Raw genomic sequence first — 19,613 nt, 5'->3', positions numbered from 1 at the left:
CAACCGAACCCGGACGGATCGGGTTCCCGCCGCTCGGCGAGCACGAGGAGCAGCACGTGCACGACGGCGAGACCGCCGGCGGCCAGACAGACGACGATGCCCCGGTCCTGACGCGATCGGGTCGGCGCGGCACCCACCTCAGCCGCCCGCGCCGCGACGGGTCGGCCGGCTCAGCATCAGGCGGCGCCACAGGAGTCCTGCCGCGAGCGCGGGGATCACGGAGGCCATGCCGAGGGCGACGGCGTAGGAGGGCGGGCTGACGGCGACGTAGGGCCCAGACTCCACCGCGACCAGCACGACCAGAGCGAGCTGCAGCAGCGTCGCCGCGCCGAGTCCGGCCGCGGCCGCCCACCACGACGTCCGAGGGTGACGCCGGGCGAGCGATGCCACCACCAGCGGCGCACCGACGAGAACGCCGTGGACCGCCCAGCCGCCGTACAGCCACAGCAGCACGAGGAACCCGGTCAACCCGAAGTCGATCCCGCCGTCGCCGGGGGTCGTCTCGAGGACCGCCGCGAGCAGGACGAGCAACAGCTGCAGCACCAGGACACCGACCGCACCGAGGGCGATCCGTGCCGGCGACGGAGGGACGGACGCCGGGAGGGCAGCGCGGACGGGCGACAGCGAGGACGACACGGTGGGGCCTCTCGACGAGGAACGGGACTCCCCCAGCCTCGTCCGGCCCGACGCGATGCGCCTGAGTACGGGTACCCGATCCGGCTGGGCTCAGCGACCGAACAGGGCGCGGGCCTGGTCCCACCGGTGCTGCGGCACCGTCTTCAGGCCGCCGAGGGCCTCGGTGAAGTCGACCGGGACGATCTCGGTGCCGTGCAGGGCCACCATCCGCCCCCACCCGCCGGCGCGCACGAGGTCGACGGCGGCCATGCCGAACCGGGTCGCCAGGACCCGGTCGAACCCGGTCGGGGCGCCGCCCCGCTGCACGTGGCCCAGGATCGCGTAGCGGGTGTCGACGCCGGCGCCCTCGGCGATCTGGGCGGCGAGGTACTCCCCCACGCCCCCGAGCCGCGGCCGACCGTCCTCCTGGAACCCGCCGCCGGCGAACTCCTCGTCGAACCCCTCGGGCAGGAAGCCCTCCGCGACCACGACCAGCGGGGCGACACCGCGCTCGTGCACCTCCCGCACCCAGGTGAACAGCTCGCTCATCGGCACCCGCTGCTCCGGGATCAGGACGGCGTGGGCGCCGGCCGACATGCCCGAGTGCAGCGCGATCCAGCCCGCGTGGCGGCCCATCACCTCCGCCACCATGCAGCGCCGGTGCGACTGGCCGGTCGTGCGCAGCCGGTCCATGGCGTCGGTCGCGATCTGCACCGCGGTGTCGAAGCCGAAGGTGTAGTCGGTGCCGCGCAGGTCGTTGTCGATCGTCTTGGGCACCCCCACGATCGGCAGGCCGGCGTCGCTGAGCCGCTTCGCCCCCGCGAGGCTGCCCTCACCGCCGATCGCGATCACCGCATCGACGCCGTGATCGTCCAGCACCCGCCGCACCGTCTCCACTCCCCCGCCGGGCGCCTCGATCGGGTTGGTGCGGGAGGTGCCGAGGATCGTGCCGCCCTCCTTGGCCAGGCCGCGCACCTCGGTCCGCGTGAGCGGCACGGCATCGCCGTCGAGCAGTCCGCGCCAGCCGCGCTGGAAGCCGACGAACTCGTCGTCGAAGCTCTTGATGCCGTGGAGCACCGCGCCGCGGATCACGGCGTTCAGCCCGGGGCAGTCGCCGCCGCTGGTGAGCAGTCCGATCCTCATGGGTCCATCCTCACGCATCCATCGTGAGGGACGGACGGTCACAGCCCGCGTCCGGTTTGCCGACCGGCGCGGCGGGAAGCACGGCGGCGTGACCCCCTTCCTGCTCCACGACCTCGGCGACGGCGCGGCCCTGGGCCTGCGCGATCTCGCCACCGTGCGCCCCGTGCACGAGCTGACCCTGCGCAACCTCGACCGGCTGCGACGCTGGGAGGGCTGGGCCCACGGCGAGCAGACGATCGAGGGCGGCCGCGCCTTCACGCGCGTGGGCGTGCAGGACTGGATCGACGGCCGCCGACTGCCGCTGGTGATCCTCCAGGACGGCGTCATCGTCGGGGCGATCGGCGCGACCCTCGACCGCCTCCTGGGTACCGCGGCCATCGGGTACTGGATCGACGCCGACGCCGAGGGTCGCGGCCTCGTGACCCGCGCGGCCCACCGCGTGCTGGACCGGTTGCGGCCCGATCCCGAGATCGTCCGCGCCGAGATCCGCGCCTCGGTGGACAACCGGCGCAGCCGCGCGGTGGCGGAACGACTGGGGTTCGCGCTGGAGGGCGTGCTGCGCTCCGCGACCCCCGTGGGCGAGGAGCGTCACGACGTCGCCGTCTACGGCCTGCTGCTGGGCGAGGAGGACGGCCGGTTCAGCCGGTGGTGACGGCGAGTCCGCGGCCGCGGTCCCACGAGACCACCAGACCGGTGTCGCCCTCGACCGGGGCCCGGAGCTCGCGCAGGACCCGGACCGGTCCCGGTGCCGGGGTGCCGAGCACCGCCACCCGCGCCGACGGCTCGCGGGTGCCGACCACGGTGTCGCCGTCGTGGATCTCCTCCGCCGCCTGGGCGAGGTCACCGGCGAGCGCGGCGGCGAACACGTTCCGCCCGACCGGGTCGAGCCCGGCGTCGTAGATCCAGCGCGGGCCGAGCACGCTGTGCTCCATGGTGGTGACCTCGACGACGTCCGCCAGGGGCGCCCCACGGTAGGTGAGCACCGCGTGACGATCACCCGCGGGCGTCGCGACGACGAAGCCCTCGAGACCGACCTCGCCGGCCGGGTCGTCGAACCGGTACGCCCCGCGGATCTCGAGGGCGGCGGGGTCGGTGCCCAGCAGCAGGGCGAGGCACTCGAGCTTGGAGGGCCGGATGGTCGCCCGGTGCAGGATCGCCATCAGGCCACGTCCACGATCTCGCGACCCAGCGGCAGCAGCGAGAGCGGGATCATCTTGAAGCTCCCGACCCCCAGCGGGATGCCGATGACCGTCAGGCACAGCGCCACGCCGGTGACCAGGTGCCCCAGGGCCAACCACCAGCCGGCAACCACCAGCCACACCACGTTGCCGATCGCCGAGCCGGCGCCCGCGTCGCTGCGCACCCGCGCCGTGCGCCCGAAGGGCCACAGCGCGTACAGCGCGATCCGGAAGGAGGCGATGCCGAACGGGATCGTGATCACCAGCAGGCAGCAGATCACGCCGGCCACGGCGTAGCCGAACGCCATCCAGGCCCCGCAGAGCACGAGCCACACGACGTTGAGGACGGTCCGCATCGGGCCAGTGTGCCAGCCGGTCTGCCAGCCGGTCTGGCCCGGACGGGGCAGGGCGCGGGCGCCGACCGTCTCGAATCGGCCTCGGACCGGGACCAATCCGTGCGGGGGTGGCATGGAACCCCCGCCGTCGGACCAGACTGGGGACATGGAGCCGCTGCTGCGCTACGACAACCGGACCGGCCGGGGGCCGGGACCGTTGGTGCGCGCCGCGGGGCGGGTGTGGAGCGGGGTGCGCGAGGTCTACGGCCAGGTGGCGCCCTACGCTGACTTCTGGGCCGCCCAGAACCGCGAGGTCCTCACCCGCACCCACGCCGGCGGCACCGGCCGGCTCGGCCTGTGGGTCGTGCTCGGCGACTCCCTCGGGCAGGGGGTGGGGGCCTCCTCCCCCGCCCGGGGGTGGGTGGGCCAGGTCGCGGACCAGATGCGCGCCGTCGGCCACGACCTGCTCGTGGTCAACCTCTCCGCCACCGGTGCCCGCGTCGACGACGTGCTGGCCCAGCAGGTGCCGCTGCTCGACCACCTCCCGGTCGAACCGCGCCTGGTCACCGTGCTCGCCGGCACCAACGACCTCGTCGGCGGGCGCGCGCACCGCCGCGCGCTGCCGGAGCGCATGCGCACCCTGGTCGAGCGGCTGCCGCGGGGTGCGGGTGCCGGCACCCTCCCCCACCCCCGCGGCCCCGCCCAGGCCGCCAACCGCCACCTCGACGACGCCGCGGCGGCCGGCCGGCTGCACCTGGTCGACTTCCGCACCGCCGGTCCCGACTCCTGGCGCGGCATGACCGCGGCCGACCGGTTCCACCCCAACGACCTCGGGTACGGCGCCCTCGCCCGCGCCTTCGCACCGGTGCTGCAGCGGGTGCTCGACGCCACCGGGCTGCAGCCCGCCGAGGGGTGACGAGCGCCCGGTCGCGCCCGCCTACGATCGCTGCATGGCCCTCCCCGTCGCGAGCCCCGTGCGGGCCGGCATCGTCGTCACCGGCACCGAGGTGCTCACCGGACGGGTGACCGACCGCAACGGTCCCTGGCTCGCCGAGGCGCTGCGCGGGCTGGGGGTCGACGTCGGTCGGATCGTCGTGGTCGGCGACCGTCCGGAGGATCTCGCGTCGGCGTTGCGCTTCCAGCTCGCCGACCACGACCTCGTGCTCACCACCGGGGGGCTCGGCCCCACGGCCGACGACCTCACCACCGCGGTGGTCGCCGAGGTGCAGGGCCGCGCGCTGCGGCTGGACCCCGATCTCGAGGCCCGCATCGCCGCCATCGTGGCCGGGCTGCACGCCCAGCGCGGCTGGGCGCCGCCCGGCGCGGCCGCCGCGGCGGGCATCCGCAAGCAGGCGATGGTGCCCGACGACGCGGCCGTCCTGGAGCCCGTCGGGACCGCCCCCGGGCTGGTGGTGCCCGGACCGGGCGCACCCGTGGTCGTGCTGCCCGGACCGCCCAGCGAGCTGCGACCGATGTGGACCGACGCCGTCGCCGTCCCCGCCGTGCGGGCGGTGCTGGCGCGCGCCGTCGAGCTGCGCCAGTCCGAGGTGCGCATCTGGGGTCCGCCCGAAGCAGAGCTCGCCGCCGCCCTCCGCGACCACGAGGACACCCACGGCCCGCTCGCCGACGCCGGGCTGGAGGTCACCACCTGCGTGCGCGACGGTGAGCTGGAGATCGTCACCCGCTACGCCCCCGACGCCGCTGCGGCCTACGCCGGCCTCCTCGACTTCCTCCACACCCGCTTCGGCGCGCAGGTGTTCAGCGACGACGGCCGCCGTCTGGACGACGTCGTGGCCGAGCTGCTGCTCGCCCGCGCGGCCACCATCGCCACGGCGGAGTCGTGCACCGCCGGGCTCCTCGCCGGCCGGCTGGCCGACCGGCCCGGGTCCTCGGCCTACCTGCTCGGCGGGTTCGTCACGTACGCCAACGAGGCCAAGACCGCGGAGGTCGGCGTCCCGGCCGAGCTCATCGAGCGTCTCGGCGCGGTGAGCCGCGAGGTCGCCCAGGGGATGGCCGCGGGCGCCCGCGCCCGGCTCGGCACCACGGTCGGTGTCGGGATCACCGGGGTGGCCGGACCCGGAGGCGGCACCGCGGACAAACCGGTCGGCCTCGTGCACGTCGCCGTCGACGTCGAGGGGCGGGTGCACCACCGGGAGCTGCGGCTGGGCGGCACCCGCGAGCTCATCCGGCGACGCACCGTCGTCGCCGCGCTGCACCTGGTGCGCCAGGCGCTGCAGTAGCGGATCAGGTGGCGGCGTCGAGGCTGTTGGACCAGTCCCCCATCCGGTTCATCAGCCGCGCGGAGTAGGTGGCGAGCCGGTTCAGCGGCACCGCCCAGTTGAAGTCGTCGGGCGTGAGCTCGCGGCCCAGCCGTGCCTCGGCGCACCCCACGCACAGCATCAGGCAGCCCGCCTCGTTCGGAGCCAGGGGGCCGGCGTCGTTCACGGGCTGCTCGGTGGCCTGTGCCCACACCGCCGGGAGCAGCATGAACTGCTCCTGCTCGTCGTGGGTGTTGACGCCGCAGTCGCCGCAGTTGAATCCGGGGCCGCGGAAGAAGACCGTACGACCCTCGGGCGAGCGCGCCCGGTCGGCGTAGCGCGACCAGCCCTCGTAGGGGCCGGAGGCGATGAGCGGGGCCGGGACGAGGGGTTCGGGCGCATCGGACATGCGCCGAAGCGTGCCACACCACCCCACCGCCCGCCCGCCGGACGCGGGGACTGCCTACGATGCCGCCATGACGCGACGTCCCGCCGCCCGCCTGGTGGCCAGCCTGCTCGCCCTCGGCACCGCCCTCGCCCTCGCGGGCTGCGGCGACGACGAGCCCACCGCCGGCTCCGGCGTCGATGCCCCCGCCGCGGAGCGCACCCACGCCCCGCAGCCGGAGGACCCGGCCGGCGCCCCCTGCACCTACACCGAGGACCCCACCTCCCCCGCCGCGCGCCCCGCGGACCCGCCGGCCGCCACAGCCGCCTACTCCGGCGACGTCGCCGCCGTGATCGAGACCGACGCCGGCGACATCCCGATCACCCTCGACGCCGCCGTCGCGCCCTGCACGGTGAACTCCTTCACCTCCCTGGCCAGCCAGGGCTACTTCGACGACACCCCGTGCCACCGCCTCACCACCGCGCCCGGCTTCGGCGTGCTCCAGTGCGGCGATCCCAGCGGCACCGGGTTCGGTGGCCCCGGCTACTCCTTCGCCGACGAGCTGGACGGTGCGCCCGCGGCCGACGCCTCCGGCTTCGCGACCTACCCCGCCGGCACCCTGGCGATGGCGAACGCCGGCCCGGACACCAACGGCTCACAGTTCTTCATCGTCTACGAGGACACCACCCTCAAGCCGCTCTACAACGTCTTCGGCACCATCGACGAGGCCGGTCTCGAGGTCGTGCGGGGCATCGCCGAGGGTGGCGTCGACGACAGCAACGGCCCCGGCGACGGCACGCCGCTGACCCCCGTGCAGATCGGGTTCGTCGACATCCAGGGCTGAGCGGCCCGCGCCTCAGCGGTCGGGGAAGCGCAGTCCGCTGCGCTCCTCCGACCACGACCACAACCGGCGGGCGAGGTCGGGGTCCAGCGCCGCCTGGGCGCGGCCGACGGGCACGGGCCAGCCCCGCATCTCGCCGAGCGCGTGCGGGCCGAGGTAGGTGTTGCCCGGCACGTCCATCGTGGCGGCGTAGAGCTGCGGCAGCGCGCCCTGGTCCGGGGCCATGCCGACCAGCCGGTGCCCCCAGGCACCGACCCGGCTGAGCAGGCCGTTCCCGGTGTGGCCGGTGATCCCGCTCGCCGTCGTCCCCGGGTGGGCCCCGACCGCCCGCAGCCGGGAGCCGCTCGCGGTGAGCCGGCGCTGCAGCTCGCCCAGGAACAGCAGGTTGGCCAGCTTCGAGGCCGCGTACGCGCCGAAGGGCTGGTAGCCGCGGCGGGTCCAGTCGAGGTCGTCGAGGTCGAGCACCCCCTGGCGGTGCGCCTGGGAGGACACCACCACCACCCGGTCGCGCAGCACCGGCAGCAGACGCAGCGTCAGCGCGAAGTGGCCCAGGTGGTTCGTGGCCAGCTGCAGCTCCACACCGTCGGCGCTGCGCCCGAACGGCACCGCCATGATCCCGGCGTTGTTGACGACCACGTCGCAGCCGCCGTCGGCGGCCACCTCCTGCGCGAACGACGCCACCGACGCCAGGGAGGACAGGTCCAGCGCCCGCACCTGCGTGCGCGCCCGCACCTCGGCGGGCAGGCCAAGTCCCGCGAGCGCCTGCTCCCCCCGCTCGGGGCTGCGGCAGGCCAGCACGACGTCGCCGCCCGCCCGGGCCAGGGCCGCCGCCGTGGCCAGGCCCACACCGCTGTTGGCCCCGGTCACCACGATCCGACGGCCCTGCTGGTCGGGCACGACGCGCCAGGGCCGGACACGGGACGGGCGGGTCGGGCGTGCCATCGGTGGTCCTCCTGGGGACGTCAGCCGGTCGGGTCCAACGGCGGCGCGCCGTCGATCCGGTAGTCCACCGGGGTGCCGCGCTCCACCGTGCGCGACACCGTACAGATCCGCTCGTGGGTCTGGCGCACGGTCCGCGCGAGGATCGCCCGCGCCGCGTCGCCCGCCTCCCCAGGGCCGAAGGCGGCGGCGAGGTCGACCACGAGGTCCTCCAGCCGACCGCCCTCCGCGTCGCGGACCGGACGTCCCGAGGCGGTGATCGCGAACGACGTCGGCTGCGCGCGCCGGGAGGTGATCTCCTCGATGTTCACCGCCGCGCACCCGGCCAGGGCGGCCAGCAGCAGCTCCACGGGGCTGAAGTCGTCGGGTCCCGTGCCGACGTCCAGCACGCCGCCGCGCGCGTTGCGCAGCCGGAACGCGCCGGGACCGGTGCGCTCGAGGGTCACCGCACGGCGGTCGGACGGCGTCGGGCCGGGGGCCGAGGACAGGTCGGGGCTCACCCCCCGAGCCTGACAGGACATGCCTAGGGTGGGCGGGTGAGTGTGTCCTCAGCCCGCAGCCTGCTCCGGTCCGAGGCGGTGGCGCGTGCCGCGCTGCTGCGCCTGGAGTCCTACGACCTCGACCTCGACCTCGCGGGCGACGCGCGCACCTTCGGGTCGCGCACCGTCATCCGGCTGCACAGCGCCGGCGGGCGCACGTTCCTCGACGTCAAGCCGGTGGCGCTGCACGCGGTGCACCTGGACGGCGTGGCGCTGGACGTGGGGCTGCTCGACGGCGGCCGGTTCCCCCTCGACCTGCCCGAGGGCGAGCACGAGGTGCGCGTGCACGCCACGATGCCGTTCCGGCGCGACGGCGAGGGACTGCACCGCTCCACCGATCCCGCCGACGGCCGCGACTACGTGTACGGCATGTCGTTCATGGACGCCGCGCCCACCGTGTTCGCCTGCTTCGACCAGCCCGATCTCAAGGCCCCCTACACGGTGCGGGTCACGGCGCCCCCGGACTGGGTCGTGGTCGGCAACGCCCCGGCCCGCGAGCTCGGCGAGGGCCGCTGGGAGATCGGCCCGACCGCGCCGCTGTCGACCTACTTCACGACCCTGGTGGCCGGTCCGTACCACGTGCTGCGCGAGGAGCACGACGGCATCGGCCTGGGTCTGAGCGCCCGGCGCAGCCTCGCGGCGGCCCTCGACGCCGACGCGGAGGAGCTGTTCACCCTCACCCGCCAGTGCTTCGACGAGATGCACCGCCTCTTCGGCATCCGCTACCCCTTCGGGGACTACCACCAGGCGTTCGTGCCGGAGTTCAACGCCGGGGCGATGGAGAACCCCGGGTGCGTGACCTTCCGCGACACCCTGGTCTTCCAGAGCCGGGTCACCCGCGGGCTGCGCATCCAGCGCGCCACGACGGTGGCGCACGAGATGGCGCACCAGTGGTTCGGCAACCTCACCACGCCCCGCTGGTGGGACGACCTGTGGCTCAACGAGTCCTTCGCCGAGTACCTCGGCAAGCGCGTCACCGCCGATGTCACCCGGTACGACGACGCCTGGACCCACGACTCCTGGGACCGCCGGCAGTGGGGCCTGCGGGCCGACCAGCGCCCCTCCACCCACCCGGTGGCCGGCAACGGCGCCGAGGACGCCGTGAGCGCGCTGCAGAACTTCGACGGCATCTCCTACGCCAAGGGCTCCAGCATCCTCAAGCAGTGGTGCGCCGCGATGGGTGACGAGGTGTTCTTCGCCGGGGCGCGCGACCACTTCACCCGCCACCGGTTCGGCAACGCCACCCTCGCCGACCTGGTCGACTCCTGGACCCGCGCCGGGGCGACGACGCTCCCCGACCTGGTCGGGCCGTGGCTGCTGCAGGCCGGTGTCGACGAGCTGCGGCACGACCGCGCGGCGGGCGTCCTTCGACTCGTCGGCCCCGACGGCGCGCCGAGCCCGCGCCGCCACGCGCTCGACGTCGACGTGCGCGAGGACGGGGGCGAGGACGGGGGCGGCTGGAGCCGCACCGCGGTCGACCTCGACGGGCCCACCGCCGCGCTCGCGGCGGCGCCCGAGGCCGCGGTGGTGCTCGATCCGCAGGAGCGCACCTGGGTGGTGGCCGTCCCGGACGCAGCGACGATGGCGGCACTCCCGGCGGTCGTCGCGGCCGGCCCGGACGCCCGACGGCTGGCGGCGATCTGGAACAACATCCGCTCCGGCTACGCCGCCGGCGAGGTCGCGCCCGCCGAGGTCCTGGCCGTCGCCGAGGCGGCCTTCCCCGTGGCCGACACCGAGGACACCCCGCGCCGCACGCTGGGCTGGCTGCTGGGCGAGGTCGCGCCGCTGGTGCCGGACGCCCTCCCCCGACTGCACGCCGCGGCGCGCGTCGCCCTGGCCGACGCCGACCCCGGCTCGGAGGAGCAGCTCTCGGCGTTCCGCGCCGCGATCCGCACCGGCACCGACGCCGCGGTCCTCCGGGCCTGGCAGGAGGCGCCGCCGCCGGGGCTGGAGGTCGACCTCGACCTGCGCTGGCGCCTGCTCGTCCGGCGGGCCGACCTCGGCGACGTCGACCTGGCCGACCTCGACGCGGCCCTGGCCGCCGAGCCCGCCACCGTCGCCCAGGTGAGCCACGCCCGGGCCCGGGCGGGCCTGCCCGACGCCGCGGCCAAGGCCTGGGCCTGGGACTGCTTCACCGGCGCGGTGGAGGTGTCGAACTACGAACTCACCGCGGCCGGTGGCGGCCTGTGGAGCGCCGGCCTCACCGACCTCACCCGCCCCTACCTGGCCCGGTACGTCGCCGACCTCCCGGGCACCAGCGCCGTGCGCTCGGGCTGGGTGCTCGCCGACGCCGCCGACGCCTTCTTCCCGGGCGCGGCCCGCCACCCCGACGACGTCGCCGCCCTGCGCGGGCTGCTGGCCCCCGGGGTCGTGGAGCCGGCCGTCGCACGGCGCGTGGCCGACCGTCTCGACGACCTCGACCGCGTGCTCCGCACCCGCGACCGCTTCCCCGACGGACGGCGGGCATGACCGGGGGCGACCTGGCCCGGCGTCCCGGGCCCACCGCCCGGGTCCGCGTGGTCGAGCACCGTGCCGGCACCACCGAGCAGGCGCCGGCCCGGCGCGAGGACCGGGTCATCACCGAGGAGCCGCTGGAGATCCGGCTCGCCTGGCCCGGCGCGCCGGCCGAGCGCGTGTGGCTGACGATGCGCACCCCCGGGCACGACTTCGAGCTCGCCGCGGGCTGGTGCCGCCACGAGGGACTCACCGAGGGCGGGGTCGAGCGGGTCGCCTACTGCACCGACGCGACGCTGCGCCCGGAGCAGGAGTTCAACGTCGTCACCGTCACCCTCGCGCACCCGCCGCTGCGGCGCCCGCACCAGCACGACGCCCTCAGCGCCGGGTCCTCGGCGTGCGGCGTGTGCGGTCGCGACAGCATCGAGTCGGCGCTGCGGCCCGCTCCCGCTCCCGGTGCCCCCGCCCACCCCGCGCCCGACCCCACCGTCGTCCGCGGGCTGCCGCAGGCGCTGCGGGCCGGGCAGCGGCTCTTCGACCGCACCGGGGGCGTGCACGCCGCCGGTCTCGCCGACGCGGCGGGCCGGCTGCTCGTGGTGCGCGAGGACGTGGGCCGGCACAACGCCGTCGACAAGGTGTGCGGGGCGCGGCTGCTGGCCGGCGAGGAGCCGGGGGCGGCCTACCTGGTGGTGAGCGGTCGGGCCGGGTTCGAGCTGGTGCAGAAGGCCGTCGCCGTGGGCGTGGGCAGCCTGGTCGCCGTGGGCGCGCCGACGAGCCTGGCGGTCGACCTGGCGCGCTCGGCCGGGCTCGCGCTGTTCGGCTTCACCGGCCCTGATCGGACCGTGCGCTACCACTGACGGCGTGCCGCGTCCCGGACTGTCGGACCTCCCCCCTACCGTCGGGGTCATGCGGCTGCTGCACACCTCCGACTGGCACCTGGGTCGGTCGTTCCACCGGGAGGGCATGCTCGCCCACCAGGCCGCCTTCCTCGACCACCTCCTCGAGGTCGTGGAGTCGGAGGACGTCGACCTCGTCGTCGTCTCCGGCGACGTCTACGACCGGGCGCTGCCGCCCGTCGACGCCGTGGCCCTGTTCGACGACGCCCTCGTGCGGCTGGCCGCCTCCCGGGCCCGGGTCGTGCTCACCAGCGGCAACCACGACTCCGCGCTGCGGCTGGGCTTCAGCTCCCGGCTCATCGACGCCGCCGGGGTGCACCTGCGCACCGACCCCGCCGACGTCGGCGCCCCGGTGCTGCTGGCCGACGAGCACGGCACCGTCGCGGTGTACGGCCTGCCCTACCTCGAGCCCAGCCTCGTCGCCCCGCTCTACGGATTGGAGGGCCCGGCGAGCCGCAGCCACGAGGCGGTGCTCGGCGAGGCGCTGCGGCGCGTGCGGGCCGACCTGGCCGAGCGCCCCGACGGCACTCGTGCCGTCGTGATGGCGCACGCCTTCGTGGCCGGCGCCGCCCCCAGCGAGTCCGAGCGCGACATCAGCGTCGGCGGCGTCGCACGCGTGCCCACCACCCTGTTCGACGACCTGCACTACGTGGCGCTGGGCCATCTCCACGGCGCGCACACCCTCGCCCCCCACCTGCGCTACAGCGGCTCGCCGCTGGCCTACAGCTTCAGCGAGAGCGAGCAGACCAAGGGCTCCTGGCTCGTCGACCTCGGCGCCGACGGCGTCACCGAGGCCCGGTTCGTGCCGGCTCCCGTGCCACGCCCGCTGGCCCGGCTGCGCGGCACGTTGGAGGAGCTGCTCACCGCCGCCGAGCACGAGCCCGCCACCGGCGCCTGGGTGGAGGCCACCCTCACCGACGTCGTCCGCCCCTCCCAGGCGATGGAGCGGCTGCGCGGCCGCTTCCCCCACGCCCTGGTCCTGCGGTTCGAGTCCACGGCCGCCCCGATCGGCGCACCGCCCGGTGCCCCCGCGCGTGGGCGGGGCGACCTCGAGATCGCCACCGAGTTCGTCGAGGCGCTGCGCGGCGCCCCCGCCACCGACGCCGAGGTGGCGCTGCTCCAGGAGGCCGTCGACGCGTGCTGCACGGCGGCGGCGGAGGCGGGCCGATGAGGCTGCACCAGCTGCGCATCGAGGCGTTCGGGCCCTTCGCCGAGCCCGTCGAGATCGACCTCGACGCCCTCAGCGCGGCCGGGCTGTTCCTGCTCACCGGGCCCACCGGCGCCGGCAAGACCAGCGTCCTCGACGCCGTGTGCTTCGCACTGTTCGGCGACGTCCCCGGCGACCGCGCCACGGCCAAGCGGCTGCGCTGCGACCACGCCGCCCCGAGCGCGGTGCCGCGGGTCGTGCTGGAGGCCACCCTCGGGGGGCGTCGGTTCCGGATCGAGCGCTCCCCGGCCTGGGCGCGGCCCAAGAAGCGCGGCACCGGCACCACCCCGGAGCAGGCGCGGGTGGTGCTCACCGAGCTCGTCGACGGCGCCTGGACGCCGCGCAGCAGTCGCATCGACGAGGCGGCCGACCTCCTCGGCGACGTCCTCGGCCTCACGCTCAGTCAGTTCACCCAGATCGCGATGCTCCCGCAGGGCCGGTTCCAGCAGTTCCTGCGGGCGCGCGCCGACGAGCGTCACCAGGTGCTGGCCCGGGTCTTCCGCACCGAGCGGTTCGACCACCTCGAGACCTGGCTGCGCGAGCACCGGCGCGCGCTCGGCCGCGAGGAGGCCGCCCTGCGGGCGGAGGTCGACGACCTCTCCAGCCGGGTGAGCGAGAGCGCGGCCGCCCCCGTGCCCGACGACCTGGCCGTCCGCGCGGCGTGGGCCGCCGATCTGCGGCGCGGGGCCGAGGCCGAGGCCGCCGACACCGCGGAGCGGCTCGACCTCACCACCCGCGCCGAGGAGGCCGCCCGCCACGAGGTCGTGCGTCGGCGCGAGGACACCCAGCGGTGGCAACGCTGGCAGGGGGCGCTGGCCGAGCAGGCCGAGCTCGACGCCGCCTCCGCCGACCACGCCGCGGCCCTGGCCCGACTCGCCCCGGCGCGGCGCGCGGCACCGGTGCCGGCCTGGCTCGACGCGCACGCCGACGCCGCGCTCGCCCTGGCGGCCGCGCAGGCCGACGTCGTCACCGCACGGGAGCACGGCCGCGCGGCGCTGGACGCGCTCCCCGCCGACACGCCCCTGGGCGCGCTCCCCTCCCGCCTCGCCGAGGTCGAGTCCCTGCTCGGCACGACCCGTTCCGTGGTGGAGGTGCTCACGCGCCTCGAGCGCGCCCACGAGCTCGCGCTCACCGCACACGCGGAGCGGTCGGCCTCGCAGGACGCACTCGACGCCGCCACCGACCGGGCCGCCCGGGCCGACCGCACGTTGGCGGCCGTCCGCGCCCGCTGGGAGGTGCGGGAGCGGCTCGCGCGATGGGAGCAGCGGGCGGAGGTCGCCACGGCCTGGTCCGCCCTGCTCCAGGAGCTGGAGCTGGCCCGCACCCAGGTGCTCACCGCGCAGGAGGTGCTCGTCCGCAGCAAGGACCACCTGCTGCAGCTGCAGGAGGCCCGCCTGACCGGGATGGCGGCCGAGCTCGCCGTCGGTCTCGCCGTCGGCGGGTGCTGCCCGGTCTGCGGCTCGCGGGAGCACCCCGAACCCGCCGGCCGCGCCGCCGACGCCCCCGACGCCGCCGCCGAGCGGCTCGCGCGCGCGGCGGTCGCCGACGCCGAGAGCGCGCTGCTGGTGGCCCGCGAGGGCGAGCAGGGGGTGACGCCCCGGCTGGAGCGTCTGCTGGGCGGTCTCGAGGGCGACCTCGCCCGCGAGGCGAGCGCCGGGCACGACGCACCGCTGCCGCCGGCCACGCCCGGTGAGCTGCTCGACCTCGTGGCGGCCGCCCGGCGCGAGGCGCTGCGCGCCCTGGCGGACCTCGACGACGGTCCCGACCGGCCCGCCGCGCTCCCCGAGCACGCCGCCGCCGAGCTCGAGTCGGCCCAGCACGCGCTGCAGCAGTGCCGCCAGCGCCACGCCGCCGCCGAGGCCGCCGTCGACGCGCACGCTGCGACCCTCACCGGGCTCGGCGGTGAGCTCCGGCACCTGCTCGGTGCTCCCGAGGCCCCGACCGCGGCGCCGTCGCCGCCGGCCCACGACGCCGCCGACCAGCTCGGCCTGTTCGAGCTGGCCGACCTCACCGCCTCCTCACCGCTCTCGGGACCGGCCACGGTCCCGGACACGGTCCCGGACAGGGATGAGGCCGCGCGCCTGCGCGCGGCACTCGAGACCGTTGCCGCCACCCTCGGGGCCCTGGCTGCCGCGCAGCGCGCGCTCACCGCGGCGGCCGAGCGCGAGGAGGAGGCCCGCCGGCAGGCCGAGCGGGCCGTCACCGACGCCGGGTTCGCCGACGCCGTCGAGGCGGCGGCCGCCGCCCTGCCCCCCGCGGAGGTGGCGGAGCTGGAGCGCCGGGTCACCGAGGTCGAGCAGCGCCGGGCCTCCCTCGCGGCCCGTCTCGAGGACCTTCCCGAGGACGGCCTCCCGGCAGCACCCCCGAAGCTCGCCGACGCCGAGCAGGCGCACGCCGTGGCGCTCGAGGCGGCCCGGACGGCCCATGCCGCCCATCGGGCGGCCGCGCACACCGCCGAGCGTCTGGCGGTCCACGAGGCCGAGCTCGCCACGATCCTGGACCGCTACACCCCGCTCGCGCAGCGGCTGGCCGCCGTCACCCACCTGGCCGCCTTCGTGGAGGGCCGGTCGAGCGACAACCGCGCCCGGATGCGGCTCTCGGCCTACGTCCTGGCCCACCGGCTCAGCCAGGTGGTGGCGGCCGCCAACGAGCGGCTGGCCGGCATGAGTGATCGCCGCTACCACCTGCTGCACCTCGCCGAGCGCGGGGCGGGCGACACCCGAGGCGGCCTCACCCTGGCGGTGCGCGACGACTGGTCGGGCGAGACCCGCGATCCCGCGACCCTCTCGGGCGGGGAGACGTTCGTCGTGAGCCTCGCCCTGGCCCTCGGCCTGGCCGACGTCATCTCCGACGAGGCGGGCGGTGCGCGCCTGGACACCCTGTTCGTCGACGAGGGCTTCGGCTCACTCGACGCCGACACCCTCGACGACGTGCTCGACACCCTCGACACCCTGCGCGACGGCGGGCGGGTCGTGGGGGTGGTGAGTCACGTCGGGGAGATGCGCGAGCGCATCACCACCCAGCTGGTCGTGCACAAGGCACGCCACGGGTCCACCCTCAGCGTCCGGCTGTAGGGCCTGCGCAGCAGCGGCCGGTCAGGCGAACGAGCGCCAGCCCGAGACGTCCAGGCCCCAGTCCTCGCGCAGCCGCGCGACCTGCGGGGCGTAGAGCACCCGCAGGGATTCCTGGAGCCCCGGCGTCCAGTCCCAGTCGGCCTGCGAGCTCGACGTCGACTCCTGGTCGACGTCGACGAGGGGCACCGGGTCGAGACCGAGCCGGGCCCACATCGCGCCCAGCGTGCCCGCGGGGTCGGTGCGCACCTGCTCGAAGACCATCACGTGCATCCGCTCGCGACCGACGGCCGCCGCCCACATGTCCAGCTGGTCGGCGTACATGCCCGTCCATGTCTGCACCGTGATCGGCACCGGGTAGGGCCACGACTTGCCGCGGGTGGCGGCCAGCCGCATCGCCGACCGGAACCGCTCCACGGGGTCGCGCAGCACCACGAACACCGGCACCTCCGGCAGCAGCCGCGCCAGCGCCGCGGGCGTGGAGGCGTGCCGCAGGTACTGCGGGGTCCAGTCACCGCGCAGCACGCCGTCCTCGCGGGGGAAGAGCGCCAGGTAGTCCGCGGCCTCGACACGACCGTCCCCGACCTTGTGGAGCAGGTGCTGCTCCTTCTTGCCGTTGGTGCCCAGCCCCACCTGCGGGTGCTGGGTGATGAGGTCGGTGAGCCAGGTCGTGCCGCTGCGCTGAGCGCCGATGCCGACCCAGGCCGGACCGGGTGCCGCCGTACTTCCCATGGCGGCGACCCTAGTGCCTCCCCCCGCGTGGAGCGTCGCGGGCGGGGTAGGTTGCCGGGCATGAGTGGTCTGGATCCCACGTTCCTCGCCCTCCCCTACCGGGCGCTGGGGGACGCCGCCCTCGAACGGGCGCGCTCGCTGGGGGCGTCGCACGCCGACTTCCGCTTCGAGCGGGTGCGCTCCCAGCAGCTCTCGGTGCGCGACGGCGTACTGCAGGGTGCCGGCGACACCGAGGACCTCGGCTTCGCGGTCCGGGTCGTGCACCGCGGCGCCTGGGGTTTCGCGGCCGGCGTCGTGCCCACCGTCGCCGAGGCCGTCGCGGTGGCCGAACGGGCGATCGCGGTCGCCGAGGTCGCCGCCCGGATGACGACCCGCGAGGTCGAGCTGGCCCCCGAGCCGGTGCACGACGACGTCACGTGGGTCAGCTCCTACCGACGCGACCCGTGGGAGGTCGCGGTGGCCGACAAGGCCGCGGTGCTCATCGACTGGACCGAGCGGCTGCGCCGCGGCGCGGCGGTCGACCACGCCCGCGCCTGGCTGCTGCAGGTGCAGGAGAACAAGTACTACGCCGACACCGCGGGCACCCGCACCACCCAGCAGCGGGTGCGGCTCGAACCGGGCTTCGAGGCGATGGGCTCCAGCGCCGACACGGTCGACTCGATGTCCTCGATCGCCCCGCCCGTGGGCCGCGGATGGGAGTACGTCGTCGGGTCCGCGCAGGACGGCGCCTGGGACTGGGACGCCGAGCTGGACGAGGTGCCCGAGCTCCTGGCCGAGAAGCTCAAGGCGCCCTCGGTGCAAGCCGGACCCACCGACCTGGTGATCCACCCCAGCAACCTGTGGCTCACGATCCACGAGTCGATCGGCCATGCCACCGAGCTCGACCGGGCGCTGGGCTACGAGGCCAACTACGCCGGCACGTCCTTCGCCACCCCCGGCCTGCTCGGCACCCTGCGCTACGGCAGCCCGGTCATGCACGTCACCGGCGACCGCACGATCGAGCACGGCCTGGCCACGATCGGCTACGACGACGAGGGGGTGGCCACCCAGCGCTGGGACATCGTGCGCGACGGCGTGCTGGTGGGCTATCAGCTCGACCGGCCGATGGCGGCGATGCTGCCCGAGCTCAACGACGGCCGCTCCAACGGCTGCGCCTACGCCGACTCGCCGGGCCACCTGCAGATCCAGCGGATGGCCAACGTCTCCCTCGAGCCGGACCACGGTCCCGACCCCGCCTCCACCACCGACCTGATCGCGCGGGTCGAGGACGGGCTCTACGTCGTGGGCGACAAGAGCTGGTCGATCGACATGCAGCGGTTCAACTTCCAGTTCACCGGCCAGCGGTTCTTCCGGATCCGCGACGGCGAGCTGCGCGGCCAGGTGCGCGACGTGGCCTACCAGGCCACGACCACCGACTTCTGGGGCTCCCTGGAGGCCGTCGGCGGCCCCGACACCTGGGTGCTCGGCGGGGCGTTCAACTGCGGCAAGGCCCAGCCGGGTCAGGTCGCGGCCGTCAGCCACGGCTGCCCGACCTCGCTGTTCCGCGGGGTCAACGTGCTCAACACCCGCTCCGAGGGAGGCCTGTGATGTCGGTGCTGGATCCGCAGACGCTCGTCGAGCGCGCCCTGGCGGCCTCGACCTCCACCGACTGCGTCGTGATGGTGCGCGACACCACCTCGGCGAACCTGCGCTGGGCCAACAACACCCTGACCACCAACGGCGTCATGCACCGGGTGCACGTCACCGTGGTCGCCCTCACCGAGGTCGACGGCGGGCGCGGGGTGGGGTCGGTGAGCGGCACCGCCACCGACACCCCCGGCGTGCTCGACCTCGTCGCGGCCGCCGACGCCGCGGCGCGGGCCGCCGCCCCCGCCGAGGACGAGCGGCCCCTGGTCGGCGCCACCGACGCCGCCCCCGACTGGCACCTGGCGCCCGAGCCCACCGACGTCCACGTCTACGACGACCTCGCCCCGGGCCTGGGCGAGGCGTTCTCCCGGGCCCGCGCCGGGGGCCGGATCCTCTACGGGTTCGTGAACCACGAGGTCACCACCCTCTACCTCGGCTCCAGCTCGGGGTTGCGGTTGCGCCACGTGCAGCCCACCGGTCACTACGGTTGCACCGGCAAGGACGCCGCTCTGACCACCAGCTGCTGGGTGGGCGGGGCGACCCGCGACTTCACCGACGTCGACGCCGCCGCCCTCGACGCCGAGATCGAGCGCCGCATCGGCTGGGGCGCACGCCGCCTCGACCTGCCGGCCGGACGCTACGACACGATCCTGCCCCCGAGCGCCGTGGCCGACCTGATGATCGACGCCTACTGGGCGGCCGGAGCCCGCGACGCCGCCGACGGCCAGTCGGTCTACTCCCGCTCCGGTGTCGGCACCCGGGTCGGCGAGCAGATCGCCCGTCCCGGAGTCGGGCTGTGGTCCGACCCGGCCCATCCGCTGCTCGGGTGCCAGCCGTTCGCCACCGCCGCCACCTCCGGGCCCTCCTCCTCGGTGTTCGACAACGGGCTGCCGCTGGAGCGCACCGACTGGATCGCCGACGGCGTGCTCGAGCGCCTCATCACCACCCGGCACAGCGCCGACCTCCTCGGCCTGCCCGTCGGCCCGGCCGTCGACAACCTCGTGCTGGAGGTCGCCGGCGCCACCGGGGGGATCGAGGACCTCGTCGCGGGCGTCGAGGACGGTCTGCTGCTGACCTGCCTGTGGTACATCCGCGAGGTCGACCGTCAGCAGCTGCTGCTCACCGGGCTGACCCGCGACGGCGTGTACGTGGTGCGCGACGGCGAGATCGTCGGCATGGCGAACAACTTCCGGTTCAACGAGCGTCCCCTCGAGCTGCTGCAGCGCTTCAGCCACGCCTCGGCCACGGTGCCGAGCTTCAGCCGGGAGTGGGGCGACGACTACTTCTCCCGCACCGCGACGCCGGCGCTGCGCATCCCCGACTTCCACATGTCGACGGTCTCGCAGGCCCTGTGACGCCCGTGCTGCCCGGGGAACCGGTCGGCGTCTGAGACC

18 protein-coding genes are annotated in these 19,613 nt (G+C 75.6%); 10 read left to right on the top strand and 8 right to left on the bottom strand.

From position 1 onward, the window contains the following. Positions 1 to 138: 138 nt before the first annotated feature. Complete coding sequence (locus tag ACERUJ_RS10425; RefSeq protein ID WP_370248456.1) at positions 139 to 543, bottom strand: hypothetical protein; 405 nt, start codon at positions 541 to 543, stop codon at positions 139 to 141. A 183-nt stretch (positions 544 to 726) separates the two neighbouring features. Beyond that, complete coding sequence (locus ACERUJ_RS10420) at positions 727 to 1,758, bottom strand: ATP-dependent 6-phosphofructokinase (protein ID WP_370248455.1); 1,032 nt, start codon at positions 1,756 to 1,758, stop codon at positions 727 to 729. Positions 1,759 to 1,846: 88 nt separating this feature from the next. On the opposite strand from ACERUJ_RS10420, the gene ACERUJ_RS10415 reads away from it, so the two are divergent. Beyond that, a complete protein-coding gene (locus tag ACERUJ_RS10415) occupies positions 1,847 to 2,410 on the top strand; it encodes a GNAT family N-acetyltransferase (protein ID WP_370248454.1) in 564 nt (187 codons plus the stop codon). Here ACERUJ_RS10415 and ACERUJ_RS10410 read toward each other — a convergent pair. Continuing rightward, complete coding sequence (locus tag ACERUJ_RS10410) at positions 2,397 to 2,918, bottom strand: hypothetical protein (RefSeq protein WP_370248453.1); 522 nt, start codon at positions 2,916 to 2,918, stop codon at positions 2,397 to 2,399. The two genes, ACERUJ_RS10415 and ACERUJ_RS10410, sit on opposite strands and share 14 nt — an antisense overlap. Beyond that, positions 2,918 to 3,292: a YccF domain-containing protein gene (locus ACERUJ_RS10405; protein WP_370248452.1), complete on the bottom strand. Its 375-nt coding sequence runs from the start codon at positions 3,290 to 3,292 to the stop codon at positions 2,918 to 2,920. Before ACERUJ_RS10405 ends, ACERUJ_RS10410 begins: the two co-directional genes overlap by 1 nt. Before the next feature lie 145 nt (positions 3,293 to 3,437). Between ACERUJ_RS10405 and ACERUJ_RS10400 the strand changes: the two genes are divergently transcribed. Both ACERUJ_RS10400 and ACERUJ_RS10395 read left to right on the top strand, forming a co-directional pair. Beyond that, positions 3,438 to 4,187: an SGNH/GDSL hydrolase family protein gene (locus ACERUJ_RS10400; RefSeq protein WP_370248451.1), complete on the top strand. Its 750-nt coding sequence runs from the start codon at positions 3,438 to 3,440 to the stop codon at positions 4,185 to 4,187. Positions 4,188 to 4,221: 34 nt separating this feature from the next. Continuing rightward, entirely contained in the window at positions 4,222 to 5,511 is a 1,290-nt protein-coding gene (locus ACERUJ_RS10395; RefSeq protein WP_370248450.1) for a competence/damage-inducible protein A, read from the top strand. A gap of 4 nt (positions 5,512 to 5,515) precedes the next feature. On the opposite strand, the gene ACERUJ_RS10390 is transcribed toward ACERUJ_RS10395, so the two are convergent. Continuing rightward, complete coding sequence (locus ACERUJ_RS10390; RefSeq protein ID WP_370248449.1) at positions 5,516 to 5,938, bottom strand: hypothetical protein; 423 nt, start codon at positions 5,936 to 5,938, stop codon at positions 5,516 to 5,518. 67 nt (positions 5,939 to 6,005) lie between these two features. Here ACERUJ_RS10390 and ACERUJ_RS10385 point away from each other — a divergent pair, with 67 nt between their 5' ends. Then, entirely contained in the window at positions 6,006 to 6,758 is a 753-nt protein-coding gene (locus ACERUJ_RS10385; protein WP_370248448.1) for a peptidylprolyl isomerase, read from the top strand. Positions 6,759 to 6,770: 12 nt separating this feature from the next. On the opposite strand, the gene ACERUJ_RS10380 is transcribed toward ACERUJ_RS10385, so the two are convergent. After that, a complete protein-coding gene (locus tag ACERUJ_RS10380; protein WP_370248447.1) occupies positions 6,771 to 7,697 on the bottom strand; it encodes an oxidoreductase in 927 nt (308 codons plus the stop codon). A 20-nt stretch (positions 7,698 to 7,717) separates the two neighbouring features. Beyond that, positions 7,718 to 8,194: an OsmC family protein gene (locus tag ACERUJ_RS10375; RefSeq protein ID WP_370248446.1), complete on the bottom strand. Its 477-nt coding sequence runs from the start codon at positions 8,192 to 8,194 to the stop codon at positions 7,718 to 7,720. A 36-nt stretch (positions 8,195 to 8,230) separates the two neighbouring features. Between ACERUJ_RS10375 and pepN the strand changes: the two genes are divergently transcribed. Genes pepN through ACERUJ_RS10355 form a run of 4 tightly spaced genes read left to right on the top strand, consistent with a single transcriptional unit; the run spans position 8,231 to position 15,864 of the window. Continuing rightward, positions 8,231 to 10,702 (top strand): aminopeptidase N, encoded by a 2,472-nt coding sequence (gene pepN / locus ACERUJ_RS10370; protein WP_370248445.1) that lies wholly within the window; start codon positions 8,231 to 8,233, stop codon positions 10,700 to 10,702. Beyond that, on the top strand, positions 10,699 to 11,544 hold the full coding sequence (locus ACERUJ_RS10365; RefSeq protein ID WP_370248444.1) for a formate dehydrogenase accessory sulfurtransferase FdhD: 846 nt from the start codon (positions 10,699 to 10,701) through the stop codon (positions 11,542 to 11,544). Before pepN ends, ACERUJ_RS10365 begins: the two co-directional genes overlap by 4 nt. A gap of 49 nt (positions 11,545 to 11,593) precedes the next feature. Continuing rightward, positions 11,594 to 12,754 (top strand): exonuclease SbcCD subunit D, encoded by a 1,161-nt coding sequence (locus ACERUJ_RS10360; protein WP_370248443.1) that lies wholly within the window; start codon positions 11,594 to 11,596, stop codon positions 12,752 to 12,754. Next, entirely contained in the window at positions 12,751 to 15,864 is a 3,114-nt protein-coding gene (locus ACERUJ_RS10355; RefSeq protein WP_370248442.1) for an AAA family ATPase, read from the top strand. Before ACERUJ_RS10360 ends, ACERUJ_RS10355 begins: the two co-directional genes overlap by 4 nt. A gap of 21 nt (positions 15,865 to 15,885) precedes the next feature. Here ACERUJ_RS10355 and ACERUJ_RS10350 read toward each other — a convergent pair whose 3' ends face one another. Next, positions 15,886 to 16,593 carry a sulfotransferase gene (locus ACERUJ_RS10350; RefSeq protein ID WP_370248441.1) on the bottom strand — a complete coding sequence of 236 codons (708 nt, stop codon included), beginning with the start codon at positions 16,591 to 16,593 and terminating at the stop codon, positions 15,886 to 15,888. A gap of 60 nt (positions 16,594 to 16,653) precedes the next feature. Between ACERUJ_RS10350 and ACERUJ_RS10345 the strand changes: the two genes are divergently transcribed. Further along, the gene (locus ACERUJ_RS10345) at positions 16,654 to 18,180 is read left to right on the top strand and encodes a TldD/PmbA family protein (RefSeq protein WP_370248440.1); all 1,527 of its coding nucleotides are present in this window, start codon (positions 16,654 to 16,656) and stop codon (positions 18,178 to 18,180) included. Next, positions 18,180 to 19,574, top strand: coding sequence for a metallopeptidase TldD-related protein (locus ACERUJ_RS10340; protein WP_370248439.1), 1,395 nt, complete (start codon positions 18,180 to 18,182; stop codon positions 19,572 to 19,574). The genes ACERUJ_RS10345 and ACERUJ_RS10340 overlap by 1 nt, the downstream gene beginning before the upstream one ends. The last annotated feature ends 39 nt before the right edge of the window (positions 19,575 to 19,613 follow it).

Origin of the sequence: Nocardioides sp. (genome assembly GCF_964228225.1) — a bacterium.
In the GTDB taxonomy this organism is placed as follows: Bacteria; Actinomycetota; Actinomycetes; order Propionibacteriales; family Nocardioidaceae; genus Nocardioides.
The sequence above is the reverse complement of the archived record's forward strand: the minus strand, read 5'-3'. Positions and strand labels throughout refer to the sequence as shown.

Excerpts from the sequence above, each read along its gene's own strand:
- ACERUJ_RS10405 (WP_370248452.1), bottom strand. The coding sequence starts at position 3,292 with ATGCGGACCGTCCTCAACGTCGTGTGGCTCGTGCTCTGCGGGGCCTGG.
- ACERUJ_RS10390 (WP_370248449.1), bottom strand. The coding sequence starts at position 5,938 with ATGTCCGATGCGCCCGAACCCCTCGTCCCGGCCCCGCTCATCGCCTCC.
- ACERUJ_RS10360 (WP_370248443.1), top strand. The coding sequence starts at position 11,594 with ATGCGGCTGCTGCACACCTCCGACTGGCACCTGGGTCGGTCGTTCCAC.
- ACERUJ_RS10400 (WP_370248451.1), top strand. The coding sequence starts at position 3,438 with ATGGAGCCGCTGCTGCGCTACGACAACCGGACCGGCCGGGGGCCGGGA.
- ACERUJ_RS10395 (WP_370248450.1), top strand. The coding sequence starts at position 4,222 with ATGGCCCTCCCCGTCGCGAGCCCCGTGCGGGCCGGCATCGTCGTCACC.
- ACERUJ_RS10410 (WP_370248453.1), bottom strand. The coding sequence starts at position 2,918 with ATGGCGATCCTGCACCGGGCGACCATCCGGCCCTCCAAGCTCGAGTGC.
- ACERUJ_RS10345 (WP_370248440.1), top strand. The coding sequence starts at position 16,654 with ATGAGTGGTCTGGATCCCACGTTCCTCGCCCTCCCCTACCGGGCGCTG.
- ACERUJ_RS10350 (WP_370248441.1), bottom strand. The coding sequence starts at position 16,593 with ATGGGAAGTACGGCGGCACCCGGTCCGGCCTGGGTCGGCATCGGCGCT.
- ACERUJ_RS10420 (WP_370248455.1), bottom strand. The coding sequence starts at position 1,758 with ATGAGGATCGGACTGCTCACCAGCGGCGGCGACTGCCCCGGGCTGAAC.
- ACERUJ_RS10340 (WP_370248439.1), top strand. The coding sequence starts at position 18,180 with ATGTCGGTGCTGGATCCGCAGACGCTCGTCGAGCGCGCCCTGGCGGCC.
- ACERUJ_RS10385 (WP_370248448.1), top strand. The coding sequence starts at position 6,006 with ATGACGCGACGTCCCGCCGCCCGCCTGGTGGCCAGCCTGCTCGCCCTC.
- ACERUJ_RS10365 (WP_370248444.1), top strand. The coding sequence starts at position 10,699 with ATGACCGGGGGCGACCTGGCCCGGCGTCCCGGGCCCACCGCCCGGGTC.
- ACERUJ_RS10355 (WP_370248442.1), top strand. The coding sequence starts at position 12,751 with ATGAGGCTGCACCAGCTGCGCATCGAGGCGTTCGGGCCCTTCGCCGAG.
- ACERUJ_RS10380 (WP_370248447.1), bottom strand. The coding sequence starts at position 7,697 with ATGGCACGCCCGACCCGCCCGTCCCGTGTCCGGCCCTGGCGCGTCGTG.